Annotated in this window: 12 protein-coding genes; 3 read left to right on the top strand and 9 right to left on the bottom strand. The window is 40.0% G+C overall.

From position 1 onward, the window contains the following. Positions 1-47: 47 nt before the first annotated feature. The 6 genes from HDE70_RS16625 to HDE70_RS16600 all read right to left on the bottom strand — a co-directional run bounded on the left by HDE70_RS16625 (position 48) and on the right by HDE70_RS16600 (position 6,767). On the bottom strand, positions 48-968 hold the full coding sequence (locus HDE70_RS16625) for a glycerophosphodiester phosphodiesterase family protein (RefSeq protein WP_183891291.1): 921 nt from the start codon (positions 966-968) through the stop codon (positions 48-50). A gap of 154 nt (positions 969-1,122) precedes the next feature. Further along, entirely contained in the window at positions 1,123-1,845 is a 723-nt protein-coding gene (locus tag HDE70_RS16620; RefSeq protein ID WP_183891290.1) for a siderophore-interacting protein, read from the bottom strand. Positions 1,846-1,861: 16 nt separating this feature from the next. Beyond that, positions 1,862-3,178, bottom strand: a complete 1,317-nt coding sequence (locus tag HDE70_RS16615; RefSeq protein ID WP_183891289.1) for a TolC family protein — start codon at positions 3,176-3,178, stop codon at positions 1,862-1,864. A gap of 16 nt (positions 3,179-3,194) precedes the next feature. Next, entirely contained in the window at positions 3,195-4,757 is a 1,563-nt protein-coding gene (locus HDE70_RS16610; protein ID WP_183891288.1) for a DHA2 family efflux MFS transporter permease subunit, read from the bottom strand. A 1-nt stretch (position 4,758) separates the two neighbouring features. Next, the gene (locus tag HDE70_RS16605) at positions 4,759-5,835 is read right to left on the bottom strand and encodes an HlyD family secretion protein (protein WP_183891287.1); all 1,077 of its coding nucleotides are present in this window, start codon (positions 5,833-5,835) and stop codon (positions 4,759-4,761) included. 77 nt (positions 5,836-5,912) lie between these two features. Continuing rightward, positions 5,913-6,767: a helix-turn-helix domain-containing protein gene (locus tag HDE70_RS16600; RefSeq protein ID WP_183891286.1), complete on the bottom strand. Its 855-nt coding sequence runs from the start codon at positions 6,765-6,767 to the stop codon at positions 5,913-5,915. A 242-nt stretch (positions 6,768-7,009) separates the two neighbouring features. Here HDE70_RS16600 and HDE70_RS16595 point away from each other — a divergent pair, with 242 nt between their 5' ends. Continuing rightward, positions 7,010-8,092: an alkaline phosphatase family protein gene (locus HDE70_RS16595; protein WP_183891285.1), complete on the top strand. Its 1,083-nt coding sequence runs from the start codon at positions 7,010-7,012 to the stop codon at positions 8,090-8,092. 241 nt (positions 8,093-8,333) lie between these two features. Further along, on the top strand, positions 8,334-9,326 hold the full coding sequence (locus HDE70_RS16590; protein ID WP_183891284.1) for a metallophosphoesterase family protein: 993 nt from the start codon (positions 8,334-8,336) through the stop codon (positions 9,324-9,326). Between the two features lie 58 nt (positions 9,327-9,384). Here HDE70_RS16590 and HDE70_RS16585 read toward each other — a convergent pair whose 3' ends face one another. Beyond that, complete coding sequence (locus tag HDE70_RS16585) at positions 9,385-10,557, bottom strand: FAD-dependent oxidoreductase (RefSeq protein ID WP_183891283.1); 1,173 nt, start codon at positions 10,555-10,557, stop codon at positions 9,385-9,387. Positions 10,558-10,722: 165 nt separating this feature from the next. Here HDE70_RS16585 and HDE70_RS16580 point away from each other — a divergent pair, with 165 nt between their 5' ends. Continuing rightward, entirely contained in the window at positions 10,723-11,148 is a 426-nt protein-coding gene (locus HDE70_RS16580) for a DUF2846 domain-containing protein (RefSeq protein ID WP_183866329.1), read from the top strand. Between the two features lie 13 nt (positions 11,149-11,161). On the opposite strand, the gene HDE70_RS16575 is transcribed toward HDE70_RS16580, so the two are convergent. Next, positions 11,162-12,076, bottom strand: coding sequence for a helix-turn-helix domain-containing protein (locus HDE70_RS16575; protein ID WP_183866328.1), 915 nt, complete (start codon positions 12,074-12,076; stop codon positions 11,162-11,164). Positions 12,077-12,127: 51 nt separating this feature from the next. Continuing rightward, positions 12,128-12,853: an SDR family oxidoreductase gene (locus HDE70_RS16570; RefSeq protein ID WP_183891282.1), complete on the bottom strand. Its 726-nt coding sequence runs from the start codon at positions 12,851-12,853 to the stop codon at positions 12,128-12,130. Between the last annotated feature and the right edge of the window lie 66 nt (positions 12,854-12,919).

Genomic DNA, 12,919 nt, shown 5'->3' with positions numbered 1-12,919 from the left:
TAAAGTCCAATATTGCCAACCGCCTGGATACTATCAACAGCAGTTCTTTACTTCAAAAGATCAGAAAAAAAGTTTGGATAATCAGTTATGATGCCATCCACTTTAAGCTTTTTCATCTTTTGCATATCAGCCATTTCATTAACTGTCCATGGAACAATCAGCATCCCTTTGCTATGGCAGGAATCAATCAGCTCCGGAGTAACCATCCCATAGTGAGGATTATAAAAATCAGGATTGAAGCCCATAGCAGAGAGGTTTTCAGACAGACTAACTTTACGATCACCTGTTAAAAGTCCCACAGGAATTTCAGGATATTTTTGATGCATTACTTTTAACGGACGTATATCAAAAGATTGGATAATAAACCTTTTACTTATTTCCCTGGTATTTATTACTGCCATCATCTTATCCACCAAAATCTCAGGGACAGGTTGTTCAAAACCATCAGTCAACGGATTAGATTTAATCTCTATCAAATAATTAACTCCTGGAAGTTTATTGATTTTGGTATATGTTTCTACAGAATCGATCAATTCACTAAGAAGAGGTGTATAACATCTCACTTGCTTTTGTTGTGGGAAAGATGAATATTTTTTTTCACCGATGATAAACTTGCGTATATCTGCATAATTCATTTGGTAAAAGGTATATTTCTTACGGTCCTCTTCAGTAAATTCTTTACCGCCCGGCAGAAGCGTATAATCAGGATTAAATGAGTTGTCATGATATACGATGACCTGACCATCTTTGGTAAGATGTATATCAATTTCAATGGTATTGCATCCCAGATCAATTGCTTTTTTCATAGCCTGAATAGTATTCTCTGGCATCAGACCGCGTGTACCACGGTGACCTACAGTATAGAATAATTTCGGTTTCAATCGCTGTGCAGTAGTTTGGAGACTAACAGACATCAGCGCTGTACCTACTGCAATAAATAAGAATAAAGTAGATTTCAAATTTTTCAAGTTCCTCATATTTTTGATTTGACGGAAAGATATATTAATTACGATAGTCAATCCACTTTCCTTCGTCGCAAAAGTAATCAGAGATGCACTATATATGGTAGAATTTACATTAAGATATTATTAACATAGAACTAAACAGAGAAAGATATAGAATTTACAACCCAGCACTTCCTTCAGCCCAATACCCCTGAAACATAATATTTTTCGAACTTACACCCATCCGTTTTAAAGTCTTCCTGAACTCCTGAACCGAAGCTACATTACCTGTCAGATAAAAGGCAGAGTTCAAAACTGTATCCTGTTCAGCAATAGACTGCAAATATGAAATTGCCTGTTGTGCGGGATGATCAGCTATTTTCAATACCACCATAGCCTCAAAACCCAGCAATGCGGGAACCTCCATATTTTGTTCCGATAATTCTAATACTCCGGTACACGACTGGCCATTTTTCTCCATCTCCTGCATCAAAGCGACATAAAAACTAAGACTGGTTTCATCTCCAAAAAAGAAATGCCGTTCCTTCTCTTTGTGATATAACTTACGGCCACCCGGGACTGTTATTTTCAGGTGATCTCCTGCTTTCAGTTGTGACGCCAGGTCACTCCCTGGGCCATTACCGTGAATATGAAAAATAATTTCAAACGTCCCGGCCTCTCTGTCAAAGGACGAAATAGTATAATGGCGGAAATCATTTGGGCTGATACGAAAATTGACAGCAGCCCCGGGATAGAAATCTACTTCTTTCAGATTGGCGGTAAAGACTATATTTTTTATTTCAGGACTGATATAAACGCTTGAATCTACGCTGGCATTCATAAATTTTGAGGGCAGCAGGCTCTCCATAGAATCAGCAATCCATTTTGGTATATAAGGCATAACCTGTTTATTTAAGTTAAAAGTTATTTGTTGCTTTCTGTAGTTTTATCTGTGCAAGCAGGAGTTCGTACGCACTCTGAATATAATTCCGCTCCGTAACACTCAGTGTCTTTTCCGTATCGATCAGCTCGCTATAGGCAAATGCACCCATTTGATATTGCTGTTGCTGATTGTGAAAAATTGTTTTGGAGAGCTCGTAACTACTTTTTGTATTCCTCATATTCAGAACAGCGTTGCTTAATGAGGTTCTGGCTTGCTGTATTTCGTAATTTATATCCGCTTTTTTCTGCTCCAGCAGAAGTTCATTCTGACTGATCCTTTCCTGATACTCTTGTTTTTTTCCTTTGAGTTTCAAGTGTGTCGAAATGGGTATATTAACGTTTAGCGTAAAATAGCTGAAAGGGCTCCACCATCTTCCTTGTCCATAATTAAATCGATCAGACAGGAATTGCTGAGAATAGTTTGCGCCCAGGTAAACTGAAGGCAATACACTTTGTTTTATATTTTTAAGGGACAGCTGGTCTTCCTGCTGTCTGAATTTTAACTGGCGAAGTTCTGTTCTTTCCTCTGCCTTATCTTGAAAATCACTGATATTACTTGCTATTGCGTCCAGTAAATCACTGATATTCACCACAGTTCCCTTTGGAATGTTTAGCTGGTAATAGAGTTCCATCAAGCTTAACCCGTAATCCTGTTCTGCCTGTTTCTGAAGCTGCTTTGCATTATCACGGTCAAGTTTAGCTCTTAAATAATAGTTTTCTATCAGAGATCCATGCTGGTACATCCCTTCTGCTATCATTGCATATTCATTGTTCCGCCGGGCAATATCAGCTGCAATTTTTTTTTGCAGATCTCTTAATTGCACATTCAAATAGGCCTGACTGATCTGAAAGCTAATATCGATCTCCTCTGCCCTGTTTTTTTCCTGCTGAATAGCCAGGTTAATTCGGCCAAGCTTAATCTCGTTGATCAGGCTCTTGTTAAAAACCGGCTGACTAAGGTTCAACCCGAAAACACTTTCGCTCTTGACTGTAAGCGGGACCAGCTGACTCTGGTCAAAACCAGGCAATACGCCGCCCGGTATGACCGAATTTTGAAGCTGGGGGCTGTATTTCAAACTTGCCGAGCCATTGATTTCAGGAAATAAGTTATTTTTAGCCTGAATTATTTTTGAAGCCGCGATTCTAACATCGTATGCATTTGCTTTAAGATCAAAGCGGTTCTGTAAACCAATTTTTATAGCCTCGCTTCGCGATAGCCTCAATGTATCAGTGCCAGCTTGCACATGACAAGTTGTTGTGATGAATATAAATATAACAAGGAATAGTTTCATTTTGAATGGAAATTAATTAATGTGCATCAACAGGTGGTTCCTGTTTAACTTTCGGTGTTCTGATCAATAGAATTACCGGTATACAGAGGATGAATAAACAGGCAAAACTTAAAAAACCATGATTATAACTGATTAATGTTTGCTGTTTGATAAGAATGATTTCCAGCATTTTATTTGCTGCTTGAATTGCCTGATCATCGGGATATCCTGCACTTTTAAAGGTTTGGATGAGCATACTTATACGTTCCTGCGTAGCTACGCTGAACTCAGTAATACTGCTGGCCAGATGATGCCTGACGAATGCATCGCTTTTAGTAGTGTAGATACTAATGATAGCAACGCCAATTGCCCCACCCAGTTGCCTGGTCATTGTCGAAAGGCCAGTAGCCTGCGCCAGATCTTTTCCTCTGAGCGTGCCCACAGCTATACCGATCATATTCGGCGCAATAAAGGAAACACCGACATTACGCACGATAAAAGGCCAAAAAAACTGATCGCCTGTAGCGTCTGGCGAAACAAATCCCATAGGGATCAGGGAAATGATGACTAATATCAACCCAAAAATCATCAGGATTTTGACATTTGTCCGGGGAAACAACTTCTTGACCAGGATCATCCCTACTGCACTGGCAATACCGCCCGAAATGAGAAATTCACCTGTTTGGGTAGCTGTCCATCCTAAGGAAACCTGAGCGAGCAGCGGGAAAATAAACAAAGTACCATTTGCCATAATTCCATACATTAAACCAATAAGGTTCCCCAATACCAGGTTAAAGTTTTTATAAAGCTTCAAATCAACCGCAGGATAATCCGTTGTCAGTTCCCTCCATATAAATGCAATGAAAGAAAGGATGGAAATCGTAAAGAAAATACGGATTTCACTGCTGTCAAACCAATCATGTACAGATCCTTCCTCCAGCACATATTGTAACGATCCCAAAGCCATCGCAATAAAGGCAATACCCGCCCAGTCGATTTCAGGAGGCTTTACAGCTCCCGCCAGATCAGTGATATATTTCCAGGAAAGCAGTCCCCCAATGACCCCCAGCGGTACATTGACAAAAAATATCCAGTGCCAGGACAGTGTATCAGTAATATATCCGCCAAGTACAGGGCCGAAAATAGGGCCAAGCATGATTCCCATTGCAAAAACCAGAAAGCCACTTTTTGCTTGCTCAGGAGGAAATGCACCGAGTACGATTGACATCGCAGTTGACAATAATCCACCCCCTGCAAGCCCCTGAATAAAGCGCCATATGACCAGCCCCCAAAGGCCTGTTGAAAGGCCACACAACAAGGAGGCTAAAGTGAAAACAAATACAGAACCAGTAAAGTAGCGTTTTCTTCCTATTAAATTGGCCAGCATTCCTGACAGCGGAATAACAATAACATTCCCTATACCATATGACGTGGAAACCCAGCCAATTTCTGTTATGCTTGCACCAATATTTCCGCTGATCTCTCTTAAGGAAACGTTTACAATAGTAGAATCAATCAGCTCCATCACGGCGCAGCAAAGACAGGTCAGTACCAGGATCCACTTGGTGGCCCCGGTAGGATATTGAGTTTCATCTGCCATCTCAATTTACCTTTACTTTGACCAATACACTGAGTCCGGGATACAATTGATTGTCTTCGGTTTGCGGATCAAGCTTAATTTTCACGGGAAAACGCTGAGCGATTTTAATAAAATTTCCAGTGGCATTGTCCGGAGGCAGGAGTGCAAAACGTGATCCGGTAGCTCCGCCATAAGAATCAATTGTACCATTCAGCACTTTCTCCTCATAGGCGTCTACAATGATTTGTACTTTTTGCCCCGTTTTGATCTTTCCCATCTGGGTCTCCTTAAAGTTGGCAGTAACCCACAGATTTTTGTGATTGATAAGCGCACAAAGGGATTGTCCGGCGGTAACAAACTGCCCTGTCTGTACATTTCTTTTGGTAACGATTCCATCAAAAGGTGCAATAATGCAGGCATGGCGCAACCTTTCTAATGCAGCAGTCAGTTCTGCTTGTTTTCTAAGAATTACATTTCGTGCAACTGATACCTGTTTTCGTTCTGCAACCGCACGTGTCTTCAATCCTGAGGATACACTTGATGAAGATAGCTGCATCGCTTTTGCTTTAAGGTAAGCGGCTTTAGCTACATCCATTTGTGTTTGCGCCTGTTCGTAACCATTTTGGGTGATAGCTTTAATATCCAGTAACTGTTTTGCGCGGTTGAAATCCTGTACCGATTTATCGTAAGTTGCCTTTGCAGATTGAATTCCCTGTTCATTAGAGGCAGATTCAAAAACAGCAGCATTAGCACTTTGAATACTCGCATCTGCGATATTGCCCGATACACCGACATTCAATTTAGCATTTTCTAATTCTGCCCTGATCTGACTGACCTCTGCGTTTAATTCTGTAGTATTAAAAGCGATTAAGGTGTCGCCTGCTTTAACTTCCTGGTTATCCTTAAAACGAATATCAGCGATATAACCGGTAACCCCTGCTTTAACAGGCAATAAATCACTATCCAGCTGAGCATTATCTGTAGTTTCATAGGCTCGTCCGCTGATATAAGAATTAATTGCAAAAACAATTAATACAATGGCTGCCAGCCCGCCAATTACAAGTTTCTTATTATTTTTTTTTTGTTCATTTTCTTCCATTATTTTGTTCTTTTTATTTAACAAAGTAATGGCATTACCGAAGCAGGAACAATGAAGCAATAAGAGTAATGTGTGGACTATTTATGGTATTTATTACGGAATTTCAACGGAGCAAGACCGGCAATTTTTCCAAAAAGCCTGATGAAATAAGTGACGTCAGCATAGCCAAGGTTTTCGGCGATTTCTTTAACGGTATTATCTGTATAAAAAAGCATTCTTTTTGCTTCCAGTATAATTTCCTGGTGTATCCAGTAGCTCACAGGGCAGCCAGTAGTATTTTTCACCACTTCATTAAGGTATGGCGGAGAAATGTTCAATGCGGATGCATATTCAGCAGGGCTCTTCATTTGTCTGAAGTTGAGCATTAAAAGATTTCTGAATTGCCTGGTGATCGTAACCGGACGCAGGTTTGCTTGTGGAAGAATATCCTCGTCATATTGGCAGCAGGAAACAAACAAGCTTAGACAAACCTCAAGCATTGAAGGCAGCGTTTGACTTAGCGTATCGGTATGTGAATACTTTTCGATCTGCTGTAATAAGGTTAAACTATCCCGTAGTAAACATACCTCTGATTCTGCGATAGAAATCTGAACATTCCGGACAGCAAAATCCATAACAGCTGTACGAAAAGCATCTTTAATCCAGTCTGCACCTATTGCCATTGCCCACATATCTGTGTTTTGTATGGATACCCCATAATGTATCTGTCCGGGAAGAATACAAAAAATAGCCGGCCCTGTAAGGGTTATTTCCTGAAAGTCAACCACCATCTTACTGTATCCCCTTTCCTGAAAAATAAACATATAATTGTTGTCCCGGTGTGCTTCATTTTTGCGTGCAAAATCATTGATCACGGAAAGTCTGATAACCTCAAAATTCTGCTTTGCCCTTTCCTTCAAATCGTACATGGGTACTAGCGGCTGTGTTTTCATTTACCATCTTATTAGAGAGGTGAAATGTACAGCATTTTCAATCATACAGAAATAGACAAACACTGGTAATAACTGGACAAATCGAGGTATTACTTCACCATCAGATAATTGGCCGCAAAACTTCATGATTACATACAGTTAACATAAGTTTATCGAACATTTTATATACAATGTTTAGTTTAGCTAAACAATACATACACATCAATAAAATACTTCAGCTAACTAATTCATCAAATAAAATTATGAAAACACCATTTATCATCTTGTTCCTCTTAGTATCGGGAGTCGCCTTTGGTCAGCGTACCAAAACAAAAAACATTGTTTTTATTTCTATTGACGGCTATCGTTGGGAAGAGATATTTCAAGGAGCAGATTCTTCACTGCTAAAAATCAAGAAATATCACGAGCAGGATTCCACGTCCATTGCTCATAAATACTGGGCAGTGACACCAGATGAAAGACGCGAAAAATTAATGCCGTTTTTTTGGAACGTCATTGCCAAACAAGGACAATTATACGGTAACCGCGATCTGGGTAATAATGTAAATGTTAAAAATAAATACTGGTTCTCGTATCCAGGCCGCAGCGAAACTATATGCGGTTACTATGATCCGGCTGTTAACTCAAACTCTTATCCAGATAATCCTAATGAGAATGTACTGGAATTCATAAATAAACAAAAAGGCTATGAAAATAAAGTAGTAACAATTGCCGGCTGGGACGCTGTTGCTAAAGTGGTTAACCGAAACAGGAACCATATGCCACTGATCAATCCTTTCGAAAATGTTGAAGGGAAAAACCTCACTGAGGCGCAAAAGTTAGCTAATGAAATACAAAATTACCTGCCCAATTATTTTGGCACTTCCGTACGATGGGATATGGGCACTTATACTATTGCTAAAACCTATATTGCAGCTAACCACCCTAAGTTTACTTATATTGATTTTGCCGATCCGGATGATCTTGGCCATGCTGGTCAGTATGACTATTATCTGGATGCGGCGCATTACCTTGATGCTATGATTGGCAACCTATGGCGTACATTACAGGCTGATCCATTTTATAAGGATAATACGACTATTGTTATTTGCCCTGACCATGGACGCGGTGTTGGTAGTGGCTGGACAAGTCATGGTAGTGGTACACCCAGATCAAACGAGACCTGGCTTGCCGTAATTGGCCCGGATACCCCTCCAACAGGAGAAATGAAAAATCCAGGCCAGGTATATCAGGATCAGCTTGCACAAACTATGGCGCAGCTGCTCGGTTTTACTTTTACAGCCAACCATCCTGTAGCAAAAGCAGTTCATTCTGTTTTTAAGTAATGAATAATCATCGTAACTAAAAAATCCCATAATCCTGTTTTTAGGATTATAGAGTTTTTCGTTTACCAGCGTTTCTAACTGTTAATTATCTGCTTGTCAAGACCCGATAATGGCGTCATAACCCTCAAAGGAAAAAAATCTGTTCATAAGGAAACCAGGCATGCTGATGAATTGGCTGAGTATGATGGTTATCCTACAGTACCGTACATATCCGACAGGATGATAAAAGTTGATTAAAGAAATGAAAAGGAGAAACTTCTTAGTTAAAACAATTATTGGTGGTATAAGTATAACCGGAATTACTGGTTTGCCAGCTATTGCCAGAACAATCCCAGCTAAAAAAGGAAAAGAACTGCTTAGGCTGGGTATTTGTGCAGATCTGCATCAGGATATTATACCTGATGGACCACAAAGATTACAAACATTTATTACCGCAATGAATAATGATCAGCCTGATTTTATTATTCAGATGGGAGATCTGTGTGTCCCTAAGCCATCGAATCAAACCATAATAGATATCTGGAATCAATTTAAAGGGCCTAAATATCATGTGATAGGTAATCATGATACAGATGGCGGTTATTCCCATGATCAAGTTGTTAGCTTCTGGAATGCCAAAGGCAAATATTATTCATTCGATACTTGCGGTTATCATTTTATTGTGCTGAATGCTAATGAGGAAAAGGAGATACCAAAGTATCAAGGCTCACCAAGTATCATTTCTAACGATCAAAAAAAATGGCTGGAGCAGGATATTGCCGGTACAAATTTACCGGTTATAGTATTCTGCCATCAGGGATTAGATAACGACACTGGTGGCGGTGTTTACCAGGGTAACCTGGTCAGAGTAATATTTGATCGTGCCAATGTAAAAGCAGGTTATAAAAAAGTACAAATGGTACTGAGCGGCCACCATCATCAGGATTATTATAATGTAATTAATGGCGTGCATTATATACAGATCAATAGTATGTCTTATCAGTATATGGGGCCTGAATATGCACACGCCCATTATGATGAGGCTACAGAGCGGGCAAACCAAAGTATTAAGTATACAGCACCTTATAAAGATCCAATTTGGGCTTCTCTAACCATTTACAGTAATGGCACGGCTAAAATAACTGGAAGGAAATCTGTTTTTTTAAGGCCTGCACCACAAGAAATGAAAAGGCCTGAATTTCATTCGGGGTATCCCGATGTGCCTTATATTTCTGATAGGACTATCAGTATTTAAGCAGCTATTAAAAATAATTAAATGCTGCCTGTCTTTGCGGACAAGCAGCATTTTTTATTTAAGATGCAGGGGCAGTATTTCCAAAAAGCCCCATTAAAAACTGCAAATTATTTTCAGTATGCAAACCTTCTGTATTGCGCAAACTCTCTTCTGCTGAGGCAACAAAACGTTTCAACATTTTTTCTTCAAAAGAAGCGATGGCCTGTCTGGTAGTTTCAAATTCCTTACCGCATAAAGCCTCATACAATTCCAGCGCATCGGCCAGTGCCTGGTTCGCTCCCTCCCCTGCATATGCCGGTAGCCGGTGAGCAGCATCTCCGATCATCGTAAGATTGGGCAGCGCCGTCCAGCACTGATCCAGCGGAAAATGATACCACACACGGGGCGCCATAGTTAACTCATCTGTTGCAAACAGCTCTTTCCACTCCTGGCTCCATTCCGCAAATTCGGCTGCAAACCAAACACCAACAGTGGCTCTGTCTGTTAAATCAATTCCTGAATTTGCCAGCCAGTTTTCCGGAGTTTTTAATCCAATTAAAAAAGTAAGTGTTCCGTCACCTTTGGTAATGAAGAAAATAGTTTTACCATTTTCCAGCGCAAACAGACTTCCACCCTTTGCAAGTTGCCAAAGCTTAGGCGCATTTATTTCTGCGTTGTAAATATTTCCTTCAATAGAGGTTACACCAGAATATACCTGTGGAATAGCTGTAATATATTTCCTTACTTTAGAGTTGGCACCATCAGCTGCAATAACCAGATCGGCATAAGCACTGGTTCCGTTTTCAAACAATATCTCCCAACCAGCTCCCGAAGGTTTCATTTCGGCAAATCTGGAATTCCAGACTATGTTCTCTTTCTTTAAAGATGCAATCAGCAAATCACGCAAAGGCCCACGGTCAATTTCAGGACGGAAATGTTCATCGCCAAAACCTTCTTCTGGTTTTTCCTGATGTTCATCAAATATAATGTCCATTTTGCTATTAACGATTACCGCTTTATCAGCTCCCGGACGATAATGCTTTTTAAACTCATCCATCAATCCGGCGGCACCGATCGCTTTTAAACCTGTATCATAATGCAAATCCAACGTAGACCCTTGCTGACGAACGCTTTGATCAAAATCCCGTTCATATACTTTTACATTCACATCTTTCTGCTGTAATAGTCTGGCGAGTGTTAACCCTGCTGGACCACCGCCAATAATGGCAACCTGTTTATTTTCCAGTAACATAATTTAATTTTTATCTGCTGATTATAATGACAAAGCTAGATCTGCTTTCATAAATAAAATAGCCATAAATACTAATAAAACAGTCACAAATGAAAATACCACATTATACTTTAACTTAATAAATTAATTGATTACTTTTAATCAATCATCTTAAATTCCCTATCAATGAAAACGATTAAATTCTTCACTTTTTTAGCATTGGCACTTACAATTTCTTTGAATAGTTTTTCGCAGAACAAACCAGGACAGGTTTATTTAATACGTTCTACAGGTTATACCGGTTCCGCAGTCAATTACAGACTATATATCGATGACAAATTAGTATGTAAACTAAAAAACAAATCTTTCTCCATACATGATATCAGCACTGGCGACCATACCGTTAGCGTGGTTAGCGGAGGAATATCAAACGGAAAAAAATCTGCACCATTAAAGATAACGGTAGCTGAGGGTAAAGTAAACTATATCAGTATTGTCAGTACCCAAAGCGGTTACGTAAACAAAATAACCTGCCAGGAAATCACCCAAAACTCTGCTGATCCTCTTTTGTCAAAAGCTACCCAAAATAAAAGTTGCCTGACGGAAAAATAAAGTTTGTTGTATCCTAACTCAGTGATTGCCGGAATTCCTTTGGCGATAAATTTGTTTTGGATTTAAACAGCTTACTAAAGGACTGAGAATGCTCAAACCCTAATTCATAAGCGATCTCACTGACAGACATCACAGTGCCCGCTAGTTTTTCCTTTGCCTTTTCTATCAATTTCTCGTGTATATGCTGTTGCGTATTGAGGCCGGTGGTTACTTTGAGTAGAGTGCTTAAATAATCCGGGGAAAGATTAAGCTGCCCGGCAATGTATTGTACCGCAGGTAATCCCTTTACCATCGCATTGCTGTTGAAATGCTGATCCAGTAAAGCCTCCAATTGATTAAGAACCTTATGATTTGCAATTCTGCGCGTGATAAACTGACGGTGATAAAAACGTTGTGAATAACTCAGCAGCACTTCAATTTGAGAAATGATAATTTGCTGGCTGAATGTATCAATATTAGCTTGATACTCTTGCTGGATGTTTTGGATAACCCCCGAAACTATGGCCTCTTCTTTTTCTGAGAGAAACAGGGCCTCATGAACAGAATAGCTAAAATATTCGTATTTTTTTATGGTAGTTGCCAGTGTAAAGTTCCATAAAAAGTCGGGATGGATCAATAACATCCATCCCGATTTATCCGGGGCGTCCTGAATCACTTCAATCCTGAAAACTTGTCCGGGAGCGATAAAAAACATAGCACCTTCGTCAAAATCATAGTCCTGCTGACCATATTTGAATTTGGCCTTCATATTTTTCTTCAAGGCAATGAAATAGAAATCATATACCCAGCTTATAGTATTGTTGTCGGGTGAATTTTTCATGGTTGCATAGTCCACCAGGCTGATTAATGGATGTTCAGGCTGATGCAGCCCCCTGAGCCGGTGATATTCGCTGATGGATTTTATCCGTTGAATTTGTTGGTTAGCCATGTTCAAATATTCAATATTACAAACTAAGAAAAAAAATCTGAGAGGAAGGTGTTACCATGGCATTTCGCCCTCTTCCCCAAAGAATTTACCCGAGGTGCCCGGCAGCTGACGGGTAGCCAGGTCTACGATAACTTTAGCACCCTGTTCTACTTTTTTTGCTGCCTGATGAAAACCATTCAAATCAGTAGCAGTATAACCAGGGGTAACACTATTTACGCGGACATTCGTACCACGAAGCTCATGAGCCAACGCAATAGTAAAAGCATTAAGAGCGGTCTTAGAAGAACCATAAGCGTGATAATTGTCCCAGTTCGCCCTCCTTCCAGCTGCGGTCTGCATGGTCAAAGACCCCACTTCACTGGAAACGTTCACAATGGATGGTGCTTCAGATTTTTGGAGCAACGGAAGAAACTGCTGAGTTGTCTGGATAACGCCGAAGTAATTAGTCTCAAATATATCTCTTAAGCTATTCATGTCACATTGAGAAATATTCTGGGGCTGGAGGCCTGCAATACCAGCATTGTTAATCAATATATCCAGTGCTGGCAGCTTATCTTCTAAGCGTGCTTTAGCCTGAATAACAGAATCCGGATTTGTAACATCAAGCTCGATAACTTCTATATTATACAGGCCTTCGGCTCTCAATTCCTCTTCTGCTTTTAGCCCGTTGCTTTTACTTCTGCTGCCCAGGTAAACAAAATATCCCAACTTCAGCAGTTGCCTTGCTGTTTCCAGGCCAATACCTTTATTGGCTCCGGTAATCAAAACTGTTCTCATCGTAATTAATTTAATCTTTGATTCTTATAACTACAAACCTCCCATTTTCCTGAATCGCAACTGTAG

Origin of the sequence: Pedobacter cryoconitis (genome assembly GCF_014200595.1) — a bacterium.
In the GTDB taxonomy this organism is placed as follows: Bacteria; Bacteroidota; Bacteroidia; order Sphingobacteriales; family Sphingobacteriaceae; genus Pedobacter; species Pedobacter cryoconitis_C.
Note: the sequence above shows the minus strand (reverse complement) of the source record. Positions and strands in the feature narration are given on the sequence as shown.